General features: G+C 66.5%; 25 protein-coding genes and 1 pseudogene. 15 read left to right on the top strand and 11 right to left on the bottom strand.

Features of this window, described 5'->3' with window-relative positions; translation table 11 throughout:
- Nucleotides 1-31 precede the first annotated feature (31 nt).
- From ACZ46K_RS11010 to ACZ46K_RS11000, 3 genes are read right to left on the bottom strand one after another with little or no spacing between them, the layout of a single operon-like run.
- A complete protein-coding gene (locus ACZ46K_RS11010; protein WP_054810431.1) occupies nucleotides 32-1,204 on the bottom strand; it encodes a CaiB/BaiF CoA transferase family protein in 1,173 nt (390 codons plus the stop codon).
- On the bottom strand, nucleotides 1,201-2,907 hold the full coding sequence (locus ACZ46K_RS11005; RefSeq protein WP_464748206.1) for an acyl-CoA dehydrogenase family protein: 1,707 nt from the start codon (nucleotides 2,905-2,907) through the stop codon (nucleotides 1,201-1,203). Before ACZ46K_RS11005 ends, ACZ46K_RS11010 begins: the two co-directional genes overlap by 4 nt.
- A 23-nt stretch (nucleotides 2,908-2,930) precedes the next feature.
- A complete protein-coding gene (locus ACZ46K_RS11000) occupies nucleotides 2,931-4,271 on the bottom strand; it encodes an MFS transporter (RefSeq protein WP_464748205.1) in 1,341 nt (446 codons plus the stop codon).
- Between the two features lie 137 nt (nucleotides 4,272-4,408).
- Here ACZ46K_RS11000 and ACZ46K_RS10995 point away from each other — a divergent pair, with 137 nt between their 5' ends.
- The 3 genes from ACZ46K_RS10995 to ACZ46K_RS10985 all read left to right on the top strand — a co-directional run bounded on the left by ACZ46K_RS10995 (nucleotide 4,409) and on the right by ACZ46K_RS10985 (nucleotide 6,791).
- Nucleotides 4,409-5,365, top strand: coding sequence for a LysR substrate-binding domain-containing protein (locus ACZ46K_RS10995; protein WP_464749286.1), 957 nt, complete (start codon nucleotides 4,409-4,411; stop codon nucleotides 5,363-5,365).
- Nucleotides 5,366-5,374: 9 nt separating this feature from the next.
- Nucleotides 5,375-6,154 (top strand): enoyl-CoA hydratase, encoded by a 780-nt coding sequence (locus tag ACZ46K_RS10990; protein WP_464748203.1) that lies wholly within the window; start codon nucleotides 5,375-5,377, stop codon nucleotides 6,152-6,154.
- 94 nt (nucleotides 6,155-6,248) lie between these two features.
- On the top strand, nucleotides 6,249-6,791 hold the full coding sequence (locus tag ACZ46K_RS10985) for a dihydrofolate reductase family protein (RefSeq protein ID WP_378490658.1): 543 nt from the start codon (nucleotides 6,249-6,251) through the stop codon (nucleotides 6,789-6,791).
- Nucleotides 6,792-6,819: 28 nt separating this feature from the next.
- On the opposite strand, the gene ACZ46K_RS10980 is transcribed toward ACZ46K_RS10985, so the two are convergent.
- Nucleotides 6,820-8,064 carry an amidohydrolase gene (locus ACZ46K_RS10980; protein ID WP_464748201.1) on the bottom strand — a complete coding sequence of 415 codons (1,245 nt, stop codon included), beginning with the start codon at nucleotides 8,062-8,064 and terminating at the stop codon, nucleotides 6,820-6,822.
- Nucleotides 8,065-8,203: 139 nt separating this feature from the next.
- Here ACZ46K_RS10980 and ACZ46K_RS10975 point away from each other — a divergent pair, with 139 nt between their 5' ends.
- Complete coding sequence (locus tag ACZ46K_RS10975) at nucleotides 8,204-9,076, top strand: alpha/beta fold hydrolase (RefSeq protein ID WP_464748199.1); 873 nt, start codon at nucleotides 8,204-8,206, stop codon at nucleotides 9,074-9,076.
- A gap of 75 nt (nucleotides 9,077-9,151) precedes the next feature.
- Here the strand turns inward: ACZ46K_RS10975 and pcaDC are convergent, their stop codons facing one another.
- The 3 genes from pcaDC to ACZ46K_RS10960 are packed head-to-tail and all read right to left on the bottom strand — an operon-like array spanning nucleotide 9,152 to nucleotide 12,614.
- Nucleotides 9,152-10,315, bottom strand: a complete 1,164-nt coding sequence (gene pcaDC / locus ACZ46K_RS10970; protein ID WP_054810954.1) for a bifunctional 3-oxoadipate enol-lactonase/4-carboxymuconolactone decarboxylase PcaDC — start codon at nucleotides 10,313-10,315, stop codon at nucleotides 9,152-9,154.
- Nucleotides 10,315-11,637: a lyase family protein gene (locus ACZ46K_RS10965; protein ID WP_464748197.1), complete on the bottom strand. Its 1,323-nt coding sequence runs from the start codon at nucleotides 11,635-11,637 to the stop codon at nucleotides 10,315-10,317. Before ACZ46K_RS10965 ends, pcaDC begins: the two co-directional genes overlap by 1 nt.
- Before the next feature lie 56 nt (nucleotides 11,638-11,693).
- Nucleotides 11,694-12,614: a LysR substrate-binding domain-containing protein gene (locus ACZ46K_RS10960; protein ID WP_464748195.1), complete on the bottom strand. Its 921-nt coding sequence runs from the start codon at nucleotides 12,612-12,614 to the stop codon at nucleotides 11,694-11,696.
- Between the two features lie 99 nt (nucleotides 12,615-12,713).
- Here ACZ46K_RS10960 and pcaH point away from each other — a divergent pair, with 99 nt between their 5' ends.
- Both pcaH and pcaG read left to right on the top strand, forming a co-directional pair.
- Nucleotides 12,714-13,445 carry a protocatechuate 3,4-dioxygenase subunit beta gene (pcaH, locus tag ACZ46K_RS10955; RefSeq protein WP_464748193.1) on the top strand — a complete coding sequence of 244 codons (732 nt, stop codon included), beginning with the start codon at nucleotides 12,714-12,716 and terminating at the stop codon, nucleotides 13,443-13,445.
- 9 nt (nucleotides 13,446-13,454) lie between these two features.
- The gene (pcaG, locus tag ACZ46K_RS10950; protein WP_054806874.1) at nucleotides 13,455-14,111 is read left to right on the top strand and encodes a protocatechuate 3,4-dioxygenase subunit alpha; all 657 of its coding nucleotides are present in this window, start codon (nucleotides 13,455-13,457) and stop codon (nucleotides 14,109-14,111) included.
- A gap of 79 nt (nucleotides 14,112-14,190) precedes the next feature.
- Here pcaG and ACZ46K_RS10945 read toward each other — a convergent pair whose 3' ends face one another.
- Nucleotides 14,191-15,651, bottom strand: a complete 1,461-nt coding sequence (locus tag ACZ46K_RS10945) for a DHA2 family efflux MFS transporter permease subunit (protein WP_054810774.1) — start codon at nucleotides 15,649-15,651, stop codon at nucleotides 14,191-14,193.
- Nucleotides 15,652-15,801: 150 nt separating this feature from the next.
- Here ACZ46K_RS10945 and ACZ46K_RS10940 point away from each other — a divergent pair, with 150 nt between their 5' ends.
- From ACZ46K_RS10940 to ACZ46K_RS10920, 5 genes and pseudogenes are all read left to right on the top strand, one after another.
- Nucleotides 15,802-16,431, top strand: coding sequence for a TetR family transcriptional regulator (locus ACZ46K_RS10940; RefSeq protein WP_378556101.1), 630 nt, complete (start codon nucleotides 15,802-15,804; stop codon nucleotides 16,429-16,431).
- 40 nt (nucleotides 16,432-16,471) lie between these two features.
- Nucleotides 16,472-17,557, top strand: a complete 1,086-nt coding sequence (locus ACZ46K_RS10935) for a potassium channel family protein (RefSeq protein ID WP_054806873.1) — start codon at nucleotides 16,472-16,474, stop codon at nucleotides 17,555-17,557.
- 78 nt (nucleotides 17,558-17,635) lie between these two features.
- Complete coding sequence (locus ACZ46K_RS10930) at nucleotides 17,636-18,502, top strand: PaaI family thioesterase (protein WP_464748191.1); 867 nt, start codon at nucleotides 17,636-17,638, stop codon at nucleotides 18,500-18,502.
- Nucleotides 18,503-18,558: 56 nt separating this feature from the next.
- Complete coding sequence (locus ACZ46K_RS10925) at nucleotides 18,559-19,011, top strand: MarR family transcriptional regulator (protein WP_054810642.1); 453 nt, start codon at nucleotides 18,559-18,561, stop codon at nucleotides 19,009-19,011.
- A pseudogene (locus ACZ46K_RS10920) lies at nucleotides 19,008-20,384 on the top strand (MFS transporter); the annotation flags it as partial. The gene ACZ46K_RS10925 and the pseudogene ACZ46K_RS10920, both read left to right, overlap by 4 nt.
- On the opposite strand, the gene ACZ46K_RS10915 reads toward ACZ46K_RS10920, so the two are convergent.
- A complete protein-coding gene (locus ACZ46K_RS10915; RefSeq protein WP_464748189.1) occupies nucleotides 20,365-21,270 on the bottom strand; it encodes a type IV toxin-antitoxin system AbiEi family antitoxin domain-containing protein in 906 nt (301 codons plus the stop codon). The pseudogene ACZ46K_RS10920 and the gene ACZ46K_RS10915 sit on opposite strands and share 20 nt — an antisense overlap.
- Nucleotides 21,271-21,432: 162 nt before the next feature.
- Nucleotides 21,433-22,350 (bottom strand): TIGR03564 family F420-dependent LLM class oxidoreductase, encoded by a 918-nt coding sequence (locus tag ACZ46K_RS10910; protein ID WP_464749285.1) that lies wholly within the window; start codon nucleotides 22,348-22,350, stop codon nucleotides 21,433-21,435.
- A 93-nt stretch (nucleotides 22,351-22,443) separates the two neighbouring features.
- Here ACZ46K_RS10910 and ACZ46K_RS10905 point away from each other — a divergent pair, with 93 nt between their 5' ends.
- From ACZ46K_RS10905 to ACZ46K_RS10890, 4 genes are all read left to right on the top strand, one after another.
- Nucleotides 22,444-23,277 carry a TauD/TfdA dioxygenase family protein gene (locus ACZ46K_RS10905; RefSeq protein ID WP_464748187.1) on the top strand — a complete coding sequence of 278 codons (834 nt, stop codon included), beginning with the start codon at nucleotides 22,444-22,446 and terminating at the stop codon, nucleotides 23,275-23,277.
- Nucleotides 23,274-23,831 (top strand): nuclear transport factor 2 family protein, encoded by a 558-nt coding sequence (locus tag ACZ46K_RS10900; RefSeq protein ID WP_054807607.1) that lies wholly within the window; start codon nucleotides 23,274-23,276, stop codon nucleotides 23,829-23,831. Before ACZ46K_RS10905 ends, ACZ46K_RS10900 begins: the two co-directional genes overlap by 4 nt.
- A gap of 94 nt (nucleotides 23,832-23,925) precedes the next feature.
- A complete protein-coding gene (locus tag ACZ46K_RS10895; protein WP_464748185.1) occupies nucleotides 23,926-24,603 on the top strand; it encodes a PaaI family thioesterase in 678 nt (225 codons plus the stop codon).
- A gap of 89 nt (nucleotides 24,604-24,692) precedes the next feature.
- Nucleotides 24,693-25,040, top strand: coding sequence for a hypothetical protein (locus tag ACZ46K_RS10890; protein WP_054807608.1), 348 nt, complete (start codon nucleotides 24,693-24,695; stop codon nucleotides 25,038-25,040).
- Nucleotides 25,041-25,222: 182 nt separating this feature from the next.
- On the opposite strand, the gene ACZ46K_RS10885 is transcribed toward ACZ46K_RS10890, so the two are convergent.
- A complete protein-coding gene (locus tag ACZ46K_RS10885) occupies nucleotides 25,223-26,422 on the bottom strand; it encodes a MalY/PatB family protein (protein WP_054807610.1) in 1,200 nt (399 codons plus the stop codon).
- Nucleotides 26,423-26,531: the final 109 nt, after the last annotated feature.

The raw sequence follows: 26,531 nt of genomic DNA, 5'->3' as shown, positions 1-26,531 counted from the left end.
CCCAGCTGTCACAAGATCACGATGACAAATGTCAGACGGAGGCCGTGCGGTACCTTCCCAGCACGTCGTCGGTGTGCTCACCGTGCAGAGGCGGTGCGGAACGCAACGGTGGCCGCACTCCCCCGAAGTTGACGGGGAAGGCGATCTGTTCGAGCGGGCCCGATGTGTGGTCGACGGTGCCGATCATGCCGATCGCGGCGGTGTGCGGGTCGCTGTAGATCTCGTCGAGATGCCGGATCGGCGAGACGGGCACTGCGTTCTCCTCGAGCACGCGGCACCAATATTCGACGGTGTTCGCCGAGAACACTTCGGTGAGCACCTGTTCGAGCGCGTCACGGTTCTCGATGCGGTGACGGTTGCGCACGAACCGCGGGTCCGTCGCCAACTCCGGACGTCCCATCGCCGTGCACAGGTTGTCCCACAGCCCGTCGTTGCCGACCGCGACGACGAAGTAGCCGTCGCTCGCGGGATAAGCCTGGTACGGCGCGAGATTCGGGTGTGCGGACCCCATCGCATGCGGGCGTTGACGCGTCGCGAAAAAATTGGTCGCCCAGTTCACGTGCATCGCGAGCTGGCATTCGAACAGCGACGTGGTGACGTACTGGCCGCGACCGGTACGGCCGCGTTCGACCAGCGCCGCGAGCACACCGATCACACCGAACAGCGCCGCACCGAGGTCACCCATCGCGTAGCCGGACTTCATGGGCGCGCCGCCGGGTTCACCGGTCAGCGACATCAACCCGCCCGCAGCCTGGGCCACCATGTCGTAGCCCGGCTGGTCGGACAGGGGTCCTTCGTCGCCGAACGCGGAGATGTGCAGGACGACGAGGTGCGGGTGCCGTTCCGACAGTGCGCGGTAGTCGAAGATCTTCTGCAGTCCGCTGCCCGGCTTGAAGTTCTCGACGACGACGTCGGCGTCCTCGAGCATGCGGTGGACGATCCGCTGACCTTCCTCGGATTTCAGGTCGAGGGTAACCGACTTCTTGCCGCGGTTGACGGCGAGATAGTAGGTGGCGTCGTCGCCGACGAAGGGCGGGCCCCACATCCGCGTCGGGTCGCCGCCTTCGGGGTGCTCGACCTTGGTGACGTCGGCCCCGAGGTCGGCGAACGACATCGTCGCGTACGGCCCGGCGAGGATCTTCGACAGATCCACCACCTTGACGCCGGCGAGCGGGGCCGGTCCGGTGGTCGGGTTCTCGGTCATTGCAGGACTCCTGCCAGTGCGTCCGGTGCCGCAGCGCGCGCGACGGACGGGTCGATGTCGGTGCCGTCGACGACGGCACCGAGATATGCGAGCGCAACGGCGTTCGGTTCGCCGCTGAGCCCGGTGAGATAGGCGTTGGCGACGAGCAGCGACCGGTGTCCGCGACCGCGCTCGACGCCGTGCGACGCGAGGTCGACGAGCAGCGTGGCCATCACGGTCCGCGCCAGATCATCAGCGTAAGTGGCACACAAGGTTTGGGCGCGCACGTCGTCGCCGGCGAGAAGTTCCTCACCCCGCGCTTCGAGCGCATCCCAGCGATCGCGCAGCGCTGCGACGGCCGGCGCGCACTCCGACGACGCCGCGTCGAGCAGCGCGCGCTGCGCCGCGGCAAGGGCACGATGCGCGCCGCTCTTGCGCATGGACCGCAGGACGTCGAGAGCAATGACGTTGCTCGAGCCCTCCCAGATGGAACCAAGGTGCGAGTCGCGGACGAGACGCGCGAACGCCCAGTCCTCGATGTAGCCGCACCCACCGCGCACTTCCATCGCCTCGCCGGTGACGGTTCGCGCCCGCTTGCAGATGTAATGCTTTGCGACGGGGGTGAGGATCCGGACGACGGCCTTGGCCTGCTCGTCGCCGTGGTCGGCGAGGTCGAGGGTGGCACCGGCGTAAGCGACGACGGCGAGGGCGCCCTCGGCGTCGAGCAGCAGCGGCAGCAGGGTGGCACGCATGAGTGGCTGGTCGAACAGAGGCGTGCCGAACACCTCTCGATCGCGGGTGTGCGCGACCGCGTCGCGAACGGCGCGGCGCATCAGGGCGCTCGAGCGCATTGCGTTGGACAGACGGGACGTGTTGAGCATCTCGGTCATCTGCCGGAACCCGCGGTCGAGGTCGCCTACCTGCAGCGCGTACGCGCCGTCGAGGGTGACCTCGCCGCTGGGCATCGAACGGGTGCCGAGCTTGTCCTTGAGCCGGTCGATCGTGTACGAGTTGCGGCTACCGTCGGGAAGGTGCTTGGGCAGCATGAACATTCCGACTCCGCGCGTGGAGTTCTCCGGGCCGTCGGGGAATCGGGCGAGGGTGACGATGACGTCGGCGTCCGGGTTGGAGGTGAACCATTTGTGTCCGGTCAACCGCCATGCGGTGCCGTCGAATTCGGCTCGGGTCTCGGTCTTGGCGATGTCGGTGCCGGCCTGGGTCTCCGTCATGAACATCGCGCCGGTCAGCGACGTGTCGACGTCGGTGGACGTCAGTCCGTCGACGAACGGGCCGAACACATCGGGGTCGCCGAACATGCGCAGCGTGCGGGCAGCGGCGTCGGTCATCGACACCGGGCATGCGAGCCCGAACTCCGCCTGCACGAACAGGTATGACGCGAGGTACTTGACGAGATGCGGCGGTACGTCGGTCCAGCCGTGGACCGGGCGGTGCGACAGGGCGGAGAGTCCGTATTCGGAGTATGCGGCGCGGCACAGTTCCACATAGGCGGGGTGGTAGTCGATGGTGTCGATGCGATTGCCGTCGCGGTCGTACTGGCGCAGCGTCGGCGGGTTCGCGTTCGCCGTGGCGGCGAGTGCGTCGAGTCTTTGTGCGGCGTCGGCGCCGAGGCGGTCGAGCAGACGGTCGGTCAGTGCCCGGTCGGAGTCGTCGATCCACCGGTCGACCACCGACCGGAGGGCGGGATCCTCGTGTGCGTAGTTCATCAGCGTCCTTTCGAAGGTGGTTCTCAGTGCGCGACAGCGGAGGTGCGCGATGGCGCAGGGTCGGCCTCGGTATCGGAGCGGGTGGCCGACCGGCGCAACAGCGCCGTCATGCAGATCATCGAGAGCAGGACGTATCCGAGTCCGAGTCCGACGACCGGCCAGATCGAGCCGGTGCGGCTGAGCAGGAACTGACTGACCATCGGAGCGGTACCCGCGAAGAGCGCCGTCGACAGCTGGTACGACAGTGAGATGCCCGTGTAACGGATGTGGGTGGGGAACACCTGCGCGAGGATGCCTGCCAGCGCCGCGTAGTACATCGCGTGCGGAGCCGTCGCGAGGACCATGCCGATGATCGCCCAGGTGAGCGAACCGGTTTGGATGAGCACGAACATCAGCGGCAGGACGACCAGTTCGGGGATCAGCATCCACAGCACTGCCCGACGCACGTCGATCCTGGTTGCGAGGATCGCACCGAACGGCTGCACGATCACCTGAGCAACGAGCGCGATCGTGATGACGAGCAGGAAGTCGCCCCGGTCGAATCCGAGATCTGTCGTGGCCCAGGAGAGTGCGAAGGTCGTCTTGACGTAGGTGATGGCGACACCCGCGACGACCGCGCCCACTCCGAGGACCATCGGAAGCTTGTGGAACCGGAACACTTCCGCGAGCGGGACGCGCTTCTTCTCCTGAGATGCCGCTGCCACCTGCATCTCGGGCGTCTCCTCGATCCGCAGCCGAATGTAGAGGGCCACGATGACCAGCGCGGCGGACGCCACGAACGGGATGCGCCAGCCCCATCCTTCGAAGGCCGCGTCGGACATCGCGGTCAACCCCAGGAACGCCACCGTCGCAAGGAGGTTCCCGACCGGCGACCCTTGCTGCGCAAAGGCTCCGTAGAGAATCTTCTTACGCGGCGGGGCGAATTCCGTGGCGATGAGGACGGCGCCTCCCCACTCGCCCCCCATCGCGATACCCTGCAGCACTCGAAGCAGGACGAGAAGGATGGGCGCCCAGATACCGATCTGGCTGTAGGTCGGCAGCAGGCCCACACCGACGGTTCCGATGCCCATGATCGCGAGGGTGGTGATGACCGCGTTCTTACGCCCGAACTTGTCGCCGAAGTGACCGAAGATGACGCCGCCGAGCGGTCGGGCGATGAACCCGACTGCGAAGGTCGCGAAGGCGGCGAGTGTGCCGACCGCGGGAGAAACCTGAGGGAAGAACAGGGCGCCCAGCACCAGCGCGGAGGCCGTGCCGTAGATGTAGAAGTCGAACCACTCGATGGTGGTGCCGACGAAGGCGGTGACACCGGCGCGGCGCGCGGCCTTGGTGTCGTGCGCGACGGGCTCTGGGGGTGGGTTCACGATGCACTCCGGGGGCGTGTCGTGCGGGCCGAGTCCGCAGATGAATGAGGCATGTATCACTATCGCGGTCACTACCGTGTAATGTCCAAGACCTAATCAGACATGATTATGTGGATAATTCACTGAGTTGGGGCGATATGGAACTTCGTCAGATACAGGCATTCCTCGCGGTGGCCGAGGAACTGCATTTCGGCCGCGCTGCGGAACGTCTGCACATCGCACAGTCGCCGCTCAGCCAGATGATCCGCGCCCTCGAACGAGAACTGGGCGCACAGTTGTTCGCGCGCACCACCAGATCAGTGCAGCTCACCGCAGCAGGGACGGCACTACTCGCTCCCGCACGGGTGATCGCAGCGCAGATCGATGTCGCGCGCACTGTGGTGCGCTCGACCGCTGCCGGTGAAACCGGCGTGGTCAGCGTCGGCTTCGGAGGCGCGAGCGGCTACGCCGTCCTGTCCGAACTGACTCGCGCGCTCGCCGATCGCCATCCCGGGATCGAATTGGACCTGCGGCCACAGACGTATTCGGGCAGGGTCCGCGACTCCGTCTCACGCGGGCTGCTCGACATGGGCATCGTGGGTCTCCCCGTCACCGACGAGTTCGACACCGAGACGGTGCGTCACGAGTCGCTCCTGGTCGCGGTGCCGGCAGGGCATCGCTTTGCACACCGCGATTCGCTCGATCCCGCAGATCTCGCAGGCGAACGCCTGGTCATCTACCCCGCTGCGCACGGCTCGATCGTGCGCGACGCAACCTTCACCGTGTGCGCATCGGCAGGGTTCGCGCCGGTGATCGCGCGTGAAGCCCCCGACCCCTACAGCCTCCTCGCCCTCGTCGGCGCGGGTGTCGGAATAGCGGTGGTTGTCGCGTCGACCGCGCACATCACCGTGGACGGCGTGCAGTACATCCCGCTCGACGGCGGCCCGGTCCTCCCGATCGCCCTCGCGTGGCGACGCGACAACCCCGCACCCGCAGTCCACCGGGTACTGGAGGTGCTCCGCGAGCTGCCCGGCCCCGATGGCGCCGAACGCCGCGAGTCGGGTAGACAGAGTGCGGACCACACCGGAGAACACACTCCGACCCGAGAACACTGAGGAGACTTCGTGACGGAATCGATCCTGCTCGTCGAACAGCGTGGACCCGTCCGGATTCTCACGTTCAACCGCCCGCAGCAGCGCAACGCACTCAGCTCGGCCCTCATCGACACACTTCGCACCGAGCTCGCCGCTGCGGACGCCGACGAGCAGACCAGCGTCGTGATCCTCACCGGCTCCGACCCGGCCTTCTGCGCGGGCCTCGATCTGCAGGAACTCGGATCGGGTGGCAACACCCTCCTGAAGGTCGAGGACGAGAGCATTCCCGCCGGACATCCGTGGCTGCCGCTGTCGAAACCGATCATCGGCACGATCAACGGCGCCGCGATCACCGGCGGCCTCGAACTCGCACTCGCGTGCGACATCCTCATCGCCTCGGAGCGAGCACGATTCGCCGACACTCACGCCCGTGTCGGTGTACTCCCCGGGTGGGGCCTCACGTCGCGCCTGCCCGCAGCGGTGGGACGCGGGTTCGCGCGACGGATGAGCTTGTCGGGGAACTTCGTCGATGCCGAAGAGGCACTGCGGACCGGGCTGGTCACCGAGGTCGTCGAGCACGACGCCCTCATGAACGCTGCACTCGCGCTTGCGGAGACGATCGCCGGCAACGATCAACCCGGTGTGCGCACGCTGCTCGCGTCGTACCGTCGGGCGGAGGAGCACGTCGTCGACCCGGCCCTGCAGGCCGAGAAGCAGACGTCGCGGGCGTGGCTGGAGACGTTCACACCCGACCGCGTCGCGGATCGGCGTGCGGACGTGATCGGGCGGGGCCGCGCACAGAACGCGTAGGTTTGCCGGTCGATGACCGCGCATCCGGAAACGATGATTTCCACCCGTTCCTGAAGTCGATACTGGCACAAGGTCCACTCGACGAAGGAGAACCATGGCCAAGGTGTTGTACTCGGCGACGATGTCGCTGGACGGTTTCATCGCCGGACCGGGCGGCGACATGTCGTGGATGAAACCGTTCTTCGAACCCGACGAGGAGACCGACGAACTCGCGGCCGATATCGGTGCGCTGCTGGTCGGCAATCGCACCCACCGAGGGGACGACCCCAACCGCGGAACCCAGAACGAGGGCGCCTTCGGCGGGACGTGGGACGGCCCCTATTTCCTGCTCACCCACCATCCGGCCCCGAGCACGCCGGAGCCGGGAGTGACGGTCGTCCACGATCTCGAGTCCGGACTCGCAGCCGCCAAGGCCGCGGCCGGCGACAAGTACGTCGGCATACTCGGCGCCGATGTCGCACGCCAATGTCTCGAGATCGGCGCACTCGACGAGGTGATGGCGAACATCGTGCCGATCTTCCTCGGCGACGGCACACCCCTGTTCTCCTATCCCGGCGGCAAGCAGGTGCGGCTCGAGCAGACGAAGGTGTCGCACGCTCGGACGTGGACGAGCATCTGGGCGAGGGTCGTCCGCTAGCTCTGTTCGTCGAACCGGCGCCAATCCGCTACGCCGTCGGCAACCAGGTTCGTGCTGCGGTGACCAATGCCGTGACCCCGATCGTCATCGTCGGTTCGATGACCGGCGCATAGTGCGGCGAGTGATTCGAAGGCACCTTCAGCAGCGCAGGATCCGTCATGTCGCCCGTGGTGAACACCGAAGGATCCGCACCTCCGAGCAGCCAATATGCCAGGGGCGCACCAGCACTCGTGGCGAGGACTCCGACGTCCTCACTGCCTGCACCCGCTCCGGGATCGAGGATCTTGTCCTCCCCCAACCACGTGGCGAACGCCTCCAGAGTCTTGCCCAACGCGGAGGGATCGTTCGTGACCACCGGGAAACGTTCGATCGAGGTGATTTCGGGTTCTTCCGGGGCGCCTGCCGTCGCAGCCTCACCTCGAACAATGCGATCGACGCTGTCGAGGATCTTCTGCCGTATCTTCGCGTCGTAGCTGCGGATGTTCAGCTGCAGCACGACCTCACCGGGAATGACGTTGGCCGCATCTCCCGCGTGAATGGAACCGACCGTGAGCACCGCGGTCGCCGTGCTCGGGATCTCGCGCGAGATGATCGTCTGCAGACGCAATACGACCTCGGCCGCAATGACGATCGGGTCGATGGATGCTTCCGGCATCGACCCGTGCGCACCTCGGCCGATCACACGCACGCGCAGCGAGTCCGACCCCGCATACGAGAGACCGGGATGTCCGGCGATCTTGCCTGCCGGAAGCGGCGCCACATGCTGACCGAGCACCACATCCGGTTTGGGGAACCTGTCGAACAGCCCGTCGTCGACCATGGCTTGGGCTCCCGCACCCAACTCTTCGGCCGGTTGGAAGACGATGAGCAGTGTGCCCGACCAACTCGCAGTATCAGTGGAGAGAATCTGCGCTGCGCCGAGCAGGCACGTCATGTGCATGTCGTGACCGCACGCGTGCGCCACCGGCTTCGTCTCGCCGTGTTCGTCCACGGCGGTAGCGGTACTGGCGTAGTCGAGGCCGGTGTCCTCCTGGACGGGGAGAGCATCCATGTCGGCGCGAAGCAATGCGGTCGGTCCGGCGCCATTCTTCAACACCCCGACCACTCCGGTCTTCCCGACACCGGTGGTGACCTCGAACCCGAGAGCATTCAATCGCTCGGCCACGATGGCAGAGGTGCGATGTTCCTGGAATCCGAGTTCCGGATGTCTGTGAAGGTCCTTGTACAGATCGATCAGCGCCGGATCGATTTCCACCTTGTCGGATCTGGTCACAAGCTCGTCCCTTCCGATGCGGAACACTGGGGTCCTTGTCGAGTATCTACGGGATCGGCCATCGGCGGGCCGATACCCGCGATCGGGCAGTCTCGGACCTGACCGATGAGTTCTGTCGTCGACCCCGGTCTGTCACGGCATGACCACAATCGATCGCCCCGTCACCACCGCCACCCTGGACGTTCCCGGCGCCACCCTCACCTACGACATCCGCGGCTCCCTGAAGTCCGGCACCCCACTGCTGATCGTGGGGTCGCCGATGGATGCGGGAGGATTCGCAGCGCTCGCGGCGCAGTTCGTCGACCGCCCCGTCGTCACCTACGACCCTCGCGGCGTGATGCGCAGCCCCCGCGACACCCCCGGCCTTTCGACGCCCGACCTCCACGCCGACGACCTGCACCGCCTCATCGAGGCACTCGGCGTCGGCCCGGTCGACCTGTTCGGCAGCAGCGGCGGCGCGGTGAACAGCCTCGCGTTGGTCGCGAAACATCCCGAGCAGGTCCGGACACTGATCGCGCACGAACCGCCCACCTGCCCGCTGCTGCCCGACTCCGCAGTCATCAAGGCGGTGGTCGACGACATCGACGCCACCTACCAGCGCAGCGGCATGGGTCCGGCGATGGCGAAGTTCATCATGATGCTGACGCAGACGGAGCCGCTGGAGCCCTCCTACCTCGCCGTGCCCGCGCCCGACCCGTCGATGTTCGGGATGCCCACCGACGACGACGGCACCCGCGACGACGCCCTGCTCAGCCAGAACCTGCAGTCCTGTACCGGATACGAACCCGACTTCGACGCCCTCGCAAAGGCGTCGACCCGCGTCGTGATCGGGGCGGGCACGGAGTCGACGGGTGAGGTCTCCGCTCGCGCGGCAGCGGAGGTCGCGAAGCGACTCGGCGTCGAACTCACGATGTTCCCCGGCGGGCACGCCGGGTTCACCGGCGACGGATACGGCGTGCCCGGCGACCCGGAGGGCTTCGCGGCGGTGCTGCGCACAGTGTTGGCTCGCTGAGGTCTGCACACCTGATGTGAGGTTCGCACACCCGTTTGTCGACCACAGGGTGTGCGAACCTCACATTTGTGTTGCTTACTTCCCGGCGGATTCGAGATCCGCCAACGCCTGCTTCCCCATCGCAAAGGCGCGGTTGCTGTTGGGCACACCCGCATAGACAGCGGTGTGGAGGAAGACCTCGATGAGTTCGTCGGGATCCACGCCCGCTCGCAGTGCCGCACGGATGTGCATGTCGAGTTCGTGCTCGTTGCCGACTGCGGTGAGGATCGCGAGGGTGAGCAGCCGTCGGGTGTGGTGGTCGAGTCCGGGGCGCGCCCAGATGTCGCCCCACGCCGTGCGGGTGATGAAGTCCTGGAACGGCTCCGTGAACGCCGTGGCCTGCGACATCGCACGGTCCACGTGCGCGTCACCGAGCACGGAGCGTCGCATCCGCATTCCCACGTCGACGGCCGCAGACCGGTAGGCGCCCACCTGTTCCGACCGGGTGAGGTGGGCTCGGATCAGGGCGGTCACGCGACCCGCCTGCTCGACGCTCACCAGATGCGCGCCCGGATCGAGGACGTGGAAGTCGGCATCGGCGATCCCGTCGGCCAGTTCGCGCATGACGTCGGGTGGGGTCGCCGGGTCTTGTGCCCCCGCGATCACGAGCGTCGGAGCGACGATCCGCGCGAGGTCGGCGCGACCGTCGAATTCGGCGAGGGCCTCGCAGCAGCCGGCGTATCCGTCGTCCGACGTCGCCGACACCATCGCGACGTGCCGCTGGACCAGCTCGGGGTCGCGTTCCGCCAGATCGGCCGTGAACCAGCGTCCTACGATCTGCTCGGCAATCGAACCCGCCCCGTCGGCGAGCACCGTCTCCGCGCGGTCACGCCACTGCTGAGCCGGCTCGAACACCGCGGCCGTGCACAGCAAGGTCAGCGACCGCACCCGCTCCGGGCGATGGGCGGCAAGCCACTGCCCGACCGAACCACCTAGTGACAGGCCGACGACGTGCACCGCGTCGACCCCCAGCTCGTCGAGCAGTGTCAGAACATCTCCGGCGAGTTCGGCCACCGTGTAGGCACCTGCAGCAGAATCAGATTCACCGTGCCCACGATGGTCGACCGCGATGACGTCGGCGATCGGCGACAATGCCACGATCTGTGGCGACCACATCCTCCGGTCGGAACCGAGCGACCCCAGTAGCAGTACCGACGGGGCGGCGGGATCACCGTGTCGTTCGTAGGCGAGTGATGTCATCACAGTCCTCCGTGTCGGGCGAGGGCACGGTCGACCAGATCGGCGGCGTGCCCGAGATAGCGGGTGGGATCGAGGAGTTCGGCCAAGTCATCGGCCGACAGGTGCGCGGTGATGCGCGGGTCTGCGTCGAGCGGGATTCCGGAGACAGCGGCGTCGGTGACGACGGCTCGCGCATCGTCGACGTGTCGCGACAGTGCGCTCGCCACCTTCTCGGCCAGCACCGCGCCACCGGTGAGCCCGAGGTTGCGGTCGAGAGCATCGACGTGCACGTGCAGTCCACTGAGACTCACGGAAAGCCGTTGTGCAGCACCGCCGGTGAGACGAAGCAGATCCGCAACGACCTCCCACTCCGCATGCCACGACCCCGCGGCGCGGGCGAATTCGTGGTCGGCCGACGACAACACGGTCGCGACGAGCCCCGGCACCCGACGCGCGGCAGCCCTCGCCGCGATGGCAGCCACTGGATTTCGCTTGTGCGGCATGGCCGATGAACCGCCCGGTGAGTCTTCGGAGACTTCACCTATCTCGGTCATGGCCATGAGCACCACGTCGGTCGCGGGTTTCGACACTGCGCCTGCCGCGACACCGAGCGCCGCCGCGAGCCGCGTCATCGGCGTGCGCACGGTGTGCCACGGGATGGTGGCGCGCGCGAGTCCGAGGCGGTCGGCGAGGTCGTCGGCGAAGTACATCCCGTCGGGTGCGACGGCGGCAAGGGTGCCGGCGGCACCTCCGTACTGCACGGGCAGCGCCGAGAGGGCGCGGTCGAGTTCGATGCGGGCGTCGTCGAGTCCGGTGAGCCACCCGGCGACGAGAGCGCCGAACGTGGTGGGAAGGGCTTGCTGGCCGAGGGTGCGCGCGATCATCGGTGTCGCGCGATGTGCTCGGGCGAGATCTGCAGCAGCGTCGGCGGCCGCGGCGAGGTGGTCGAGGATGCGTCGTCCGGCACGACGCGCGAGGAGCACCAGCGCGGTGTCCATGACGTCCTGGCTGGTTGCGCCGACGTGCACGGCGGTCGCGGGGGCGGCGGCGCGATCGCGGAGCAGCTTCACGAGCGGGATGACGGGATTCCCACCTGCCACGGCAAGGGCACCGAGTTCGGCAGGGTCGAGGTCGCGGGCGAGTTCGGTGGCGGCAACGGCCACGGCAGCGGCGTCCGCTTCGGTCGCACGCCCGATCCCGACGGCGCCGGCGGTGATCGCGGCCTCGACCTCGAGCAGCGCTCCGATCCACGCGCGGTCCGACACCTCGGGTGCCATGTCGTCGGCCCCGAAGACAGGATCGAACAACGGCCCGCGGGTGGATTCCTGGTGGGGGTGTGACATCGGAGACCTCGGGATCGGATCGGGTTCACTCGGAAAAGCTGCGCCAGAGCGCGGTTTCACGCACCGACTGTGCCATGGCCGGCTCGGCGCAACAGCGCAGCAACGTCGTCGACGATAGCGGACGCCGCCGCAGCCGAGCGGATCACGCCGATCGTTTCGGCCGTGCCGACGGTGTCGACGGGCAGCCGAGCGAGCCTCCCGTCGGCGATGTCCCGCCCGGGGACGCGCTCGGGAGCCACCCATACGGCGTCGGATTCGCGCGCGTATGCGGCGGCGACCGCGACGTCGAGGGTCTCGACGGTGCCCGGAGGTAATTCGAGGCCGTGTCGTCGCAGGAGCACGTCGGTGTGGTGTCGCGGAACGGTACCTGCCGCCCCGACGACCAGCGGGTATTCGCACATCGCGGGGAACGTCGCCCGTGTGCCCACCAACGGATGACCGGGGCGGACCACAAAAGCGAGCGCCTCGGCATAGAGCAGCTCGAACGACAGACCGGCCATGGTCTCGGGGTCGCTCATCCGTCCGATCATCACGTCGACGTCGCCCACGCGCAGCGCCGCGAGCAGTTCGGTGTTGGTGGCGGTGCGGAGGCGGACGTCGAGCTCGGGGTGCTGCGCGCGCAGCCCTCCGAGCACCTCGGGGAGCAGCACCGACGCGGCCGACGGCAACGCCCCGATGCGCACGGTCGTGTGCTCGGATTCGCCGGCGCCCGCCAATCCCGCGATCGCGGTGTCGAAGGCCTGGACGACGCGTTCGGCGTGGTCGAGAAAGCGTTCACCCGCGGCGGTGGGGACGGCGCCGTGACGGCCTCTGTCCAGCAGTTTCATCCCGGCGAGGAGCTCGAGTTCGTTGATGGTCTTGGTGACGGCGGGCTGGCTCAGGTGCAGCCGTTCGGCGGCACGACCGACGTGGCGTTCGTGCGCTACCGCAACGAAGCAGCTCAGGTGCCGTAACCGGATACGACCGTGAAGATCCATTACCAGAAGTTATGCAACTTGGCCCGAATCGTCAATTTACATGAGAGTTCGGCGCACATAGCGTAGATGTAACCCACAGCCCACGACAGGAGCCGCTTCATGAGCATCGCTGGAAGAAGCGCATACGGCGAGTTCGTCGAGCGCGACCACACGCAGCATCCCCCGGCGCTCACGCCGGGTTACCGCACGTCGGTCCTGCGTTCCCCGCGCAATGCGCTCATCTCACCGCGGAACACGGTGTCGGAGAAGACCGCTCCGCTGATCACCGCAAGCGAGCTCGGCGAACTCGACAACGACCTGATCCTCAACTTCGCGCACGGCGGTCTGCCGATCGGCGAGCGGATCATCATGCACGGCTACGTCCGCGACGAGTTCGGAAAACCCGTGAAGGGCGCGTTCGTCGAAGCATGGCAGGCCAACGCCGGGGGCCGCTACCGGCACAAGAAGGACTCGTACCATCTCGCGCCGATCGACCCGAACTTCGGCGGTTGCGGCCGGATGATCACCGACGACAACGGCTACTACTTCTTCCGCACCATCAAACCGGGCCCGTACCCGTGGGGCAACAGCGCCAACGCCTGGCGTCCCGCGCACATTCACTTCTCGATCATGGGCGACGGCTGGGCGCAACGTCTGATCACGCAGTCGTACTTCGAGGGCGACCCGCTGATCGAGCAGTGCCCCATCGCCGCGACCATCCCCTCCCGCGACCAGGTGCGCAGCCTGATCGCCCAGGCCGACACCGCGAACGACGCCCCGTTCGACGCCCGCGCCTACCGGTTCGACATCACGCTGCGGGGCCGCCGCGCCACTTTCTTCGAGAACGCATAGGGAGCCACCATGAACCAGCCGCTCACACCGCTGCCCATGGTGCAGCGTCGCCCCGAGACCCCCTCGCAGACGGGTGGGCCGTACGTGCACATCGGTCTCGCGCCGCAGCAGGCCGGATTCGACATCTTCGAGAACAACTTCGGCAACGTGCTCGTCACCGACGACACGCGCGGCGAGCGAATCACGCTCGAGGGAAGGGTATTCGACGGTTCCGGCACCGCGGTCCGCGACGTGCTCATCGAGATCTGGCAGGCCAATGCCGACGGCAAGTACGCCCACCCCGGCGACACCCAGGACAAGGACGTCGATCCGTCGTTCCGCGGGTGGGGTCGTACAGGCGGCGACTTCGACACGGGCGTCTACACGTTCGAGACCATCAAGCCCGGCGCTGTGCCCGGAAACAACGGCAAGACCCAGGCCCCGCACGTGCTGATGGTGTTGTTCGCGCGCGGCATCAACGTCGGCCTGCATACGCGGCTCTACTTCGACGACGAGACCGACGCCAACGCCGCCGACCCTCTGCTGAGTTCGATCGAGTGGGAAGTCCGCCGCGATACGCTGGTCGCCAAGCGCAGCGAGCGCGACGGAAAGCCCGTCTACACCTTGGATATCCGGTTGCAGGACACCCCCGACGGCGGACGCGAGACCGTCTTCCTCGACATCTGAGGCAAGTGAGCAGCACACACAAGAACCTCGCAGGGCCAGTGGGAAGCCACCAGCCCTGCGAGGTTTACCTCTGCCCTGCTTACTGCGCTTCGGCGAGCGTCGTCGCGGGCTTCCGGATGAAGAACGCCGCGACCACAGCCAGCAGCGACACGATGCCACCGCACAAGAACGCCATGTGGATGCCGTCCTGATTCGCCGCGAGCTCGCTCGCACCGTCGGATGCGGCAGACGTCGCGGTCACGGTCATGACCGTGATGAACAGCGCGGTACCTGCTGCACCGGCCAGCTGCTGGACGGTGTTGAAGATCGCGCTGCCGTAGGAGTACAGCTCGGCCGGCACCGCTCCCAGCGACGACGTCATCAGCGGCGTCATCACCGATGCGAGGCCGAGCATCAACATCATGTGGATGCAGACGATCAGCGGCGTCGGCGACTCCGCGTCGAGGAGCGTCATCAACCACAGCGCCGCACTGACGACGATCGCCCCCGGGATGACGAGAGGTCGCGCACCGATACGGTCGTAGAAGCGTCCGACGAACGGCGACAGCAGACCCATCGCCAGACCGCCCGGGAGCATCAGCAGACCGGTCTCGAGGGTGTCGAGGCCGCGCACGTTCTGCAGGTACAGCGGCAGCAGGATCAACGCGCCGAACATCGCCATCATGCTGACGACCACCATGCTCAGGCCGATGCTGAACACCGGGTACCCGAACGGGCGCATGTCGAGCAGGGCGCGTCCGTCCTTCTGCCGCGACAGCTGACGCATCACGAACACGGCCAACGCCACCACACCGACGACGAGCGGCACCCACACCGGGATGCTCGACTCCTCCGCCGAATGACCGATGCTGCTCAGGCCGTAGACGATGCCGCCGAACGCGAAGACGGACAGGATGACCGACAGGACGTCGAGCGGGACCTTCTTCGGCTCGGTGAGGTTCTTGACCAGCACGACACCGATGGCGAACGCGATGAGCGCGACGGGCAGGACGATCCAGAACATCCAGCGCCAGTCGAGGGCGTCGAGGATGATGCCGGAGATCGTGGGCCCGATGGCAGGTGCCACGGAGATGACGATCGAGATGATGCCCATCATGCCGCCGCGCTTGTGGGCGGGCACCACGCGCAGCACCGTCGTCATCAGCAACGGAAGCATGATGGCGGTGCCTGCGGCCTGCGTCACGCGACCGGCGAGGAGCATCTCGAATCCCGGCGCGGACGCCGCGAGCAACGTGCCGAGGCTGAACACGCTCATCGACGCGATGAACACCTGACGGAGCGTGAACCGCTCGAAGAGATAGCCGGTGATCGGGATGACGACGGCCATGGTGAGCATGAAGCCGGTGGTGAGCCACTGGGCGGTGCTCGCGGTGATGTCGAGATCGACCATCAACGGCGGCAACGCGACGCTCATGATCGTCTCGTTCAGGATCATCACGAATGCCGCGACGACGAGGACACCGATCAGCACCTTGCTACCCGGTTCCAGATCGGCCTGGGGACCGACGTCGGTCTGGCCTTCCAACTGAGGTGACTGCATATCCGGTTACTTCCTGAAGGGGTATATCGATCGCGAATGCGACAACCCTGAAAGTCTCGCCCGATCTGGAAGTCACTGTCAACTTGATTTCTACTGTTAGATTGGCGCGGACTCTCAACGTTGCGGTCCGAGGTGAAAGGAACCCCACCGATGACCCAGAAAACCCAGCCACGTGTCCCCGACCTGCGGGAACGACGCAGGCAGGAGACGCGTCTCGAGATTTCGAGGGTCGCCCTGGAGCTGTTCGAACTCCAGGGATTCGCCACGACGACCGTCGACGAGATCGCCCGTGCGGCCGGTGTGTCCTCGAGCACGTTCTTCCGGTGCTTCACCACCAAAGAGGACTCCGTGTGGGGTCCGGACCGCGAACTCGAAACCGAAATCGTCGAGTGGCTCGAGTCGGTTCCGCCGGAAGACATCAACCTCACCGGTATCGAAGCCTTCTACGAGCGTTCCCTGCAGCGACTCGTGACGAGCTCCGAGGACACGCGCGATCGCATCCTGCGCACCCGCCGGCTCATCACGTCCGACGACCACTTGCGTGCCGCCGCGTTCGCCGCCGACGCCCTCGCCATGTGCCGGATCAGCACCAGCGTCGCCGAGCGCCTGCGCGGACTCCGCTCCGAATCGTTCGCGCGACTACTCGTCGAATCGGCCGGTGTGGCCTCACGCATCGCGTTCGACACCTGGGTCCGGCACATCGAACGCGGCGACGACGCCGACCTCGTGGAGATCTATCGCACCACCCGCACCGATCTCCGCAAGGTCGTCGTCACCTGATACTTCGACGGAGCGGCCACTCGCGTGTAAGAGTGACGTAATGCCCGATAGGTTGCGAGCCCGGTTCAGCCGGTCCGATCAGCTCACGGAGCGCCCCGACTTCGCTCTCGTCGGTGTGCTGAGAGTCCCCCAGACGTCGACGAGTCCGGCGCGCGCGATCGTGCGTCGCATCGGCTACGCCCTGGCAGCCCTGCTGGTGATGGTGGCGCTCGTCTACATCGACCGCGACGGCTACCGGGATGCGCAGGACAACGAGCTGTCGCTGCTCGACTGCTTCTACTACGCGTCGGTGTCGCTCTCGACCACCGGCTACGGCGACATCACCCCGATCACCCCGTCCGCGCGACTGATGAACGTCCTCGTCATCACGCCGCTGCGCGTCTTCTTCCTCATCGTGCTGGTCGGTACGACGCTGGGTGCATTGACCGAGACGTCACGTCAGACGTTCCGTATCCAGAGTTGGCGACGCCGGGTCCGCGACCACACCGTCGTCCTCGGGTACGGCACCAAGGGCCGCTCGGCCGTCGACGCCATGCTCGGCGACGAGGTCCCACCGTCACAGATCGTGGTGGTCGATACCGATCCCGTCGTCCTCGAGAGCGCGGCCGGACAGGGCCTGGTGACCGTGCACGGTTCGGCGACCAAACAGGACGTGTTGCGTGTCGCGGGGGTGCAGCGCGCGGCGTCGGTCATCGTCGCCGCGAACCGCGACGACACCGCCGTGCTCATCACCCTCGCCGCCCGCGAGATCAATCCGAACGCGAAGATCGTCGTCTCGATCCGCGAATCCGAGAATGCGCATCTGCTGCGTCGCTCCGGCGCCGACTCGGTGGTGGTCTCGTCGGAGACCGCCGGACGCCTCCTCGGTGCCGCGCGGAGCTCACCTCGCGCGGTCGACATGATCGAGGACATCCTCACTCCGGAGGAGGGTTTCACCATCGCCGAGCGCGATGTGGACCTCGAGGAGGTCGGTCAGGACCCCCGTCATCTGGGTCAGATCGTGCTCGGGGTCGAGCGCAACGGAAGCCTGTTCCGGGTGGGATCGCCCGAGGTCAGTGCCCTGGCTGCGCGCGACAAGCTCCTCTACATCCGGTTGACGACGGACGGGGCCGGTCACCGCGGCTGAACCTGGCTCTCCCGCTCTGCGCACTTTTATGGAAGAGTCATTTCCATGATTGAGAATGACATTTCCACACAGGGAGGGATGACCGTGTCCGCAGACAACACTTTCACCTCGGATTTCGGCATCAAGTCGCTGCAGGTTTCGAGGGACCGCGCGATCATGGGTGCGATCGTCACCGAGAAGCTGTGCAACCCGTGCGGCACGGCGTCACTCGGGTTCCTCACAACACTGGTCGACATCGTCGCGTCGTCCCCCGCCCTCGTCGTGGGTTCCCCCGACTGGACCGCGACGCAGGACCTGTCGATCCACGCCGCAGGTTTCCTGCGACCGGGCCCGATCGCGGTCGACGCCAAGCTGATCCGCGTCGGCAAGAAGACGATCCTGGTGGAGACCGACGTGTACGACACGCACGGCGTCACCGATCTCCGTGAGATCGCGAACTCGATCGACACCCCGGGCACGGGCGGCCTCACTCTCGCCGCGCGCGGTCTCGTGACGTTCGTGCGCCTACCCCGCTCCGCCGCGATCCACGGCGACGTCGCGTCCTACACACCCGAACAGTGGGTCGGGACCCTCCGTGAATACCCGCCCGTCGCCATCGACGATGACGTCTTCTCGCGCCTGAACCTTCGCGAGGTCGACGCCGCCAACGGGGAGTTCGAGCTCGATCTCACCAGTTTCGTCGCCAATTCCATCGGCACCATCCAGGGCGGCGCGCAGGCTCTGCTCGGCGAGGCCGCCGCACACGCGATGCGCCCGGACCTCGTTGCCACCGACATCCAGGTCCATTACCTGGCGCAGGTGAAGAAGGGCCCGGCGCGGTCGCACGGCACGGTCGTCCGCGACGCTGACGACCACTCGGTGATCAAGGTCGCACTCGTCGATTCCGGCGCGGACGACAAGCTGCTCACGCTGCTGACGATCACCCTTCAGCGTCCCCCGCGGTAGCCCGGCGAGCACCGCCCTCGCTTGACGAGGCATCCCCACAATTACATAATTTGCTTATGCAAAAACGAGCCTCGAATGTCGCCCACCCCCTGGAGACCGGTGACGATCTGGTGCTCGCCGTCGAACAACTGGTTCGATTCGTACGTTCCCGCTCCACGGCCGGAGACCTGAGCAGTTCGGCATCGTCCGCGCTCAGCCGGCTGGTCCGGGAGGGTCCGCAGTCGATCACAGCGCTCGCCCGCGCCGAACACGCCTCCCAACCCAACATGACTCAGCTCATCACCCGGCTGGAGAAATCGGGGCTGGTCCGTCGCGCCCCCGACAGCAGCGACGGGCGCAGAGTCCTCGTCGAGAGCACCGCCCTTGGTCGCGACGTGATCGGACAACGACGAGGCCAGCGGTCCGAAGCGCTGCAGCAACTCCTCGATCAGATGTCCGAGGCGGAGCGTGACGCGGTGATGGTCGCACTTCCCGCACTGGCACAAGCGATCCGGGACTCGAACCGATGAGCGTCGTCACCTCACGCCTGTCGCTACTGCCCATCCTCGTCTACACGGCACTGACCAGTGCCATCGTCAGTTCCCTCGGCATGCTGCTGGTGCCGACACTCTCGCACGAACTGGACGTCTCGGTCAGCACCGCCCAGTGGATGCTCACCGTCAACCTGCTCGTCGGTGCGGTGGCCACACCGATCATGGGCCGCCTCAGCGACGGCCCCTACAAGAAGCGCCTGCTTCTGACGTCGTTGGCGATCATCATGGTCGGATCGATCATGGCGGCGTGCGCCCCCAACTTCACCGTCTTCCTCATCGGGCGTGCGCTGCAGGGCCTTTCGTACGGCATCGTCCCGGTGACGATCGCCCTCGCTCGGCGCTACCTGCCGGAAGTGCAGGTACGGCCCGGGATCTCGAGCCTGTCGGTGACGGTATCGACCGGACTCGGCGTCGGCTACCCGCTCACCGGGATGCTCGCCAGCGGCTTCGGATTCCGCGTCGCGTTCGCATTCGCCGTCGTCTTCCTGGTGACAGCGATCATCGTGGTCTGGCGCGTCGTCCCGGACGGCCCCGACGACCGCGCCCCACGAAACCGGTTCGACGTTCTCGGCGCCGCACTGTTGGGCCTCGGCCTGACCGCGCTGCTGGTCGCCGTCAGCGAAGGGTCGAACTGGGGTTGGGGCTCGGTCGCCACCCTCGGGTTCTTCCTCGCCGCGGCGGCGATCCTGGCCACCTGGGTGCGCGTCGAACTGCGGGTGTCCAATCCGCTGATCAATCTGCGCGTCATCCGCCACAAGGATGTCCTGCTCGCGAACTGCACCGCGATCGGTCTGGGCGCTGCCATGTACATGGGCCTGTCCGTCGCCAGCATCATCGCTCAGGCACCCGGGACGACGGCGTACGGCATCGGGCTGCCACTGTTCTGGGCGGGTTTCGTGATGCTCCCACTGTCGGTCGGCAGCTTCACCGCGAACCGCGTCGTGCGGAAGTTGTCGGGTCGGATCAACCTGCCGACCCTGCTGCCGTTGGGCGCCGGAATGACGGCCATCGGAGCGATCCTCCTCTGGCAGGTCCACGACCAGCTCTGGGAGATCCTGGTCGGAATGATGCTGTTCGGTGTGGGAATGGGAACGACGTATGCGTCGATGCCCGGCCTCATCGCCAGGTCGGTCGCCGACACGGAACTCGGCAGTGCGGTCAGCTTCAACCAGGTCCTGCGCACCGTCGGCGGCGCGTTCGGTAGTGCGCTGTCGGGTTCGGTGCTGGCCTCGTACCTCGCCGCGGATCTCAATCCCACCGACACCGGCATCACCCTGGCGCTGGGACTCTCCGCAGGTGCCAGCACGGTGGTGTTCACGGCATTGGCGGTCAACCATGTGAGGGCACGGCGTCGTCTACGCCGCACTCTTTCCCGCGCGCCTGCCAGTCTCGGACAACAGCAATCGCCGAAGCGGGAAGCTGGGCCGCGCGCGGGAAGGAGGAATGATCGCTCCGAAGCTTCTCCCGACGAAGAACGTCGGGGCCGTCACCGCCGTACTTGCCCATACCGTCGAATTCGCCGACGATCCGATGCTCCTTCCAGTAGAAGTCGGTGCGGGCAACGAACTCCCCCTCCGGGGTGTGCACAACCTCCTGCAACGACGGGGCAGGCAGCCCGATCTGTTCCATCCTCAGCCGGCTGAGCGACTCACCGGGGCTTTCGCTACGTCCGTCGAGAAACGCGATGATCCGTCGCGCCGCGGCGATACCTTGCCGTCGGCCGCGGGACTCGAGGGCTTCCGCCAGTGCCGCCCGCAGCGACGGGTTTCTCGCCAACGCCGAATCCCCGGCAATCACGACCTCGTCGACCGGTGCGGTGCAGGAAAGGTCCGCGACGGTCCGCGCGAGGGACGTACACGGCACTCCGTCGACCTGGACGACGTCGTCGCCGAGCTGGACCACATGCAGATGCCGTCCGATGCTGCGTCGGCCACCGGATGTTCCGTCACGGCTCACGTGGACACGGCTCAGGTCGGGGCGCCCCAATGCCAGTCCGTGCAGAACTGCGGCAGACACATGGCTGATCGCGGTCCCGTCAGGCAGTGCTTCCCCCGTGGTTCGCGCCCGGATTCGATGTCGTTCGGTCGCGTCGAGGCCCTCGGCGGTTGGGCCATCCAGATAGATTCCGGGAGCGAGGCGCTCCAGTTCGCCGGTCCGGAGCCCACGACGGATCTCGGAATCGCTCAGACCTGAGCTGAGAGCGTCGCTGCGGCGGAAGGGTTTCGGTGAGGTCATGACGCCGAGAGTGGCATCGCAGTACGCACGCAACGTGCCGGATTCGGTGGAAGCGACAGATCTGTGGATGGTTCCGGCAGTTGTGGATAACTCCCGCGACGCAATTCGCTTCCGACAGCCCTCGTTACGGGTGTGGGGAACCAATTTCCGCGCGGGAAGCGCCTACCGGGTAGTGATCGAACTCAAGAAGCTCCGCGTGCGCTGCACCGAGCCGCGCACGTCGTCGCCGACGGGGAAGATCGCGGCCCAGATGTCGGTGGCGCCGGCGTCGAGCAGGCCCTGGAGTTGAGCCTGGACGGAGGCTTCGTTACCGACGATCGCGACGTCGGCGGGGGTACTCGCTCCCCCGACCTCGAGGACACGCTGATAGTTCGGCATACCGGCGTACATGGTGGCGGTGGCTGCGACCGCTGCGCGCGCTTCGTCGGCGTCGTCGTGCACCGCGACCGGCAGCCCCGCGACGATGCGCGGCGACGGCCGACCCGCTTTCTCCGCTGCGGCGCGGATGGCGGGCGAGATGACGGATTCGACGACCTTGGCCGACGCCATCCACAGCACCGTGCCGTCGGCGTACTCCCCCGCGACACGCAGCATCCGAGGCGACATCGCCGACAGCAACACGGGAACCGGATGCGCGACCGAGGTCATCCGCCCTTCGCTGCGGGTACTCCATTCGCCGCCCTGAAAGTCGACGTCGTCGCCGTGCAGGAGTGCGGTGATGATCCGCATGTACTCCTCGGTGTTGCGGCCGGGCCGGTCGTACGACATGCCGTACGCATCACGCACGAGACTTTCGTGCGACGGGCCGAGCCCGAGGGTGAAACCGGGGCGCCCCATCGCTTCCGCTACTGCCGCAACACGGTTCGCCTGCAGCAGCGGGTGGACGGGGTAGGTCTGCAGCACCGCGGTACCGAGTTCGATGGACGAGGTCTCGCGACCGGCGACGGCGAGCGCGGCGAGCGGGTCGCCCGCAACAGTGCTCGCGTACCAGAGCGACGCGAACCCGTCGGCCTCTGCTTTCTGTGCCTGTCCCACGATCTTGTCGGCGGTCGATGCGCCACCCGTCAACCCGATCCGCACCACGAGCCTCCTCGAGAACCTTCTTTATAATCAGAGAGAATAGTACTCTCAAAATGACGATAGCTACTTCTTGCCCGACCCGGAGGCCGCACCTTGTTTCCCGACATCACTCCTATCTCCGAAGAAATCGGCGCGTACGTCACCGGCGTCGACGGACGCTCACTCACCACGGCGGAGGCTGCCGCACGCTGCCAGGAACTCGTCGACGAGTACGGCGTCGTCGTGTTCCGCGAAGCGCGGATCAGCGACAGCGACCTCGTCGCGCTGAGCCGCATGCTCGGCGAGGTCGTCGTCCCACCGATGGGCGGCCAGGAAGACCATCCCGAGGTGTCCGCGATCAGCCTCGACCCCGCGAAGACTGTCCTCGCGTCGTACAACACCGGCACCTTCCATTGGCACATCGACGGCGCCACCGACGAGATCCCCCAGAAAGGCACCCTGCTGACCGCGCTGCAGGTCTCCGACGAGGGCGGCGATACCGAGTTCGCGAACACGTACGCGGCGTACGAGGCACTCTCCGACGAGGACAAAGCCGAGTTCGCGACGCTCCGCGTGGTGCACAGCTTCGCCGCGGCTCAGCGTCTGGCCAACCCCGAGCCGACGGAGAAGCAGGAGGCCGCGTGGGCGCGCGTGCCCGAGCGCGAGCATCCGCTGGTATGGACGCGGCGCAGCGGCCGCAAGTCGTTGCTGATCGGCGCGACCGCCTCGCACGTCGTCGGCCGGCTGGAAGAGGAGAGCAACGATCTGATCCGCCGGCTGCTCGCGTGGTCGACGCAGCCGCGGTTCTCGCTGCGTCACCACTGGCAGCCCGGCGACCTCGTACTGTGGGACAACACCGGCATGCTGCATCGCGCGGTACCGTATTCGGCCACGTCACCGAGGCTTTTGCACCGCACCACCCTCGTGGGCGAGGAGGCCGTCGCATGACCGACCTCGCCGACCTCGAACGCAACGTGCAGTACCTGATGGACAGGACTGCGATTCTCGACTGCGTCGCGAACCATGCGCGCGGGTGTGACAGACACGACACCGATCTTCTCAGCGGTACCTATCACGACGACGGCGTCGACGAGCACGGCACGACCGTCAACAGCGGACCGGACTACGCGGACTGGGCCAACTCCACTCATGCCGCGACGGCAGACGCCCACACCCACAACATCACCACCCACACGTGCGAGATCGACGGCGATACCGCGCACTGCGAAAGCTATGTCATCGTCGGGTTACTCGGAAAAGGTTCGTCCACAGTGCAATTGATGAGTGGTCGATACATCGACCGGCTCGAGAAGCGCGACGGCACCTGGCGGATCGCGGTGCGCAGGTCGACGGTGGAGTGGAGCGCCTCGGCCGACGCGTCGCTTCTGCAGTCGCCCTTCTTCACGAAGCAGGCCTTCCTCAAGGGCACCCGGGACGAGTCCGATCTGTCCTATCAGCGCCCCCTTTCCGCCGACTCCGATGCCCCCGCTCGCTGGCGATAGCAGTCCCGATCAGCGGCTACTTCTTTTGACAAGGGCATATGTCCCCTGTTCGGATGGGAAAGATGATTTTGCGCGGATTTGGAGATACCCGACGATGATGGACTCGCTCGACACCTTCCGGCTCTACGTCAACGATGGGTTGTCGGACGAAGAAATCGCAGCTCAGGCCGCGCGTTACCAGCCGCTGGCCCAGGATCTGCGCGACCTCATCGTGCTGTCCATCCAGTCGCGTGGCGGCGACGACGAGATCCTCGCGGCCCGCAAGCACCTCTCCGAGGCCAGGTCGATCCTCGAACAGAATCGGGACACCGGTCCGTACGGCACCCGCTTCAACGACTCGGGAAGTTTCCGGACGTGGGGCAACGCGGCGATGGGGTTGCGCAATCCGATCGCACCGCCGCTCGACTTCCATTTCGAGGACGACGGCCGCGTGTGGGCCGACTTCCATCTCCACGCCGGCTACGAGGGCCCTGCCGGGTTCGCGCACGGCGGGGTCTCCGCCATGGTGCTCGATCAGCTCCTCGGCGACACGGCGCGCCACGCGGGCGCTCCGGGCATGACCGGCACGCTGACGGTGAAGTATCGGCGCCCCACCCCGCTCGGTGATCTGCGGTGCGAAGCGCATCTCGATCGGATCGAGGGTGCGAAGGCGTTCGCAACCGGATTCATCTCCGGCTCCGACGGGGTGTGTGTGGAGGCCGAGGGCATCTTCATCGCACCGAAGTGGATGCGTGAGCAGCGCGATCGCACCGGGGTCCAGGGCGGCCTGTAGTAAGCCAGAACACCCGCGCAGCTACGGCGAGCGCAGCGTCGCGCTGAGTACAGTGGTCAGGTACGCAGCGCGAAGGACGGTGACCGCACATGGAGAATGTCGAGTTCTATTCTCTCGTCGCCATGTGCTCGCTCTTCGCGGCGTCGACGTGGTGTCTCGCCCGCCCACATCTGCTGTCCAGCCTTGCCGCAGCCGTCGCTTCCTGCTTGTGGGTGCTCCTCAACGGTCCCATCGAGGGTCGTGTCCTGTATGTGGTGACGCCGAATCATGGGCTCACCGAATCGGATCTGCTGTCGGCTGTGGGACTGTGCATCGCCGCGTGGGGCTATTGGTACAGCATCCGGAACCGGCGTCGTCGGAGGCGGCGTCAGCCGAACGGCCCCACCCACCGGCACCCCGATGAGACCCGCGCGGTGCCCGTCCGCATCGGCGACTAGACAAGACGATTGAGCCTTAGGCTTGCCTATGCCTCAGCGTTACATCACTGTTCGGTATCGGTTCTGGACGATTCAGCGATGCTCACATAGACTTGCCAACGGCCACTTCGCGTGGCCGTATCTCCCTGAAGTCCTCCCCGACACAGGAGATGCAGCGCAGAGCCCCGCTGGCTCCTCCCCCCTCAATTCGCCGGCGGGGCTTTCCTGCGCCCGCCTTCCGTCAGCCCCGCGGTCACACCGTCGAGGATCCTCCCGAGGAGCGCTTCCGACGTTGCGAAGTTGATCCGCACGTGGCTTCGGTAGTCGCGCCCGAATCGCTGGCCGCCTTCGACGAGAATTCCGCCGCGTTCGCCCACGCGAGCAACCGGATCTTCGACGCCGAGCGCACCGGCGTCGACCCACGACAGGTATGTTGCCTCGGGAAGGTGGTGTCGCGCGGCGGGAACCTCGGCCCCGAGTCTGTCGTGGACACGCCGGCGGTTGCGATCGAGTACTCGGATCAGATCGGTCTGCCATGCGTCGCCGTGCTGCCATGCGGCCAGGGTCGCGACCACTCCCGGAACCGAGACCGTCCCGTACAGATCGAACGGTTCGCCGTCGCGTCGGGACAGCAACCCTGTCGGTCCGTAATGCACTACGGCGCAGCGTAGTCCGGCCAGATTGAAGGCCTTGCTCGCCGACGTGATCGTTACCGTCCGCGCGGCAACTTCGGGCCCGAGCGACGCGAAGGGAATGTGCCGGTGCGGCTCGTAGATCAGCTCTGCGTGGATTTCGTCGCTGACGACGAGAATGTCGAATCGCTCGGCGATGTCGGCGATGCGCTCGAGTTCGTCGCGGGTGTGCACGCGTCCGGTCGGGTTGTGCGGGTTCACCAGGATCAGGACGCGGGGACGATACCGCGCGACCGACCGCTCGAAGGTGTCGAAGTCGAGTGCCCATCCGCTACCGGTGTCGACGAACGGAAAGTCGATCTGCTGCAAACCCATTCGTCGCAGCGTCGAGAGGAACGGTGGGTAATTCGGGGTCTGGATCGCGACGGAGTCGCCGCGGGTGGTGGCGAGATGCAGGACGATCTGCAATGCCTGAATGAGGTCGGTCTGCTCGCGTACCGCATCCGGATCGGGTTCCCACCCGTATCGCGAGGCCATCCGCCGGGAGAATTCTGCGCGCAGCGGTGTTCCGCGGAACCAGTCGGGGTATCCGAGGTCGCTGCTTTCGATCCGTTCACACAGTGCGCGCCGCACCTCCGGCGCTACAGGAAAATCCATGTCGGCGACCCAGGAAGGGATCAACCCCTCTGCTGTCGCTTGCGCCCACTTCGCTCCCGCGCGGGCCGACAGCTGGTCGACATCGAGATCGTCGAAACCGGGGACACCGGTCATCGAGCCTCCGAACACTTCCGCTACGGACAGCCGCGCGCTGAAGACAACGCGCGGCTGACTTCGCAGCACGCGGATGATGTCAGTTGCGTCGGTCTACTACCCTGTCATC

The organism is Rhodococcus sp. JCM 9793 (assembly GCF_055380405.1).
Note: the sequence above shows the minus strand (reverse complement) of the source record. Positions and strands in the feature narration are given on the sequence as shown.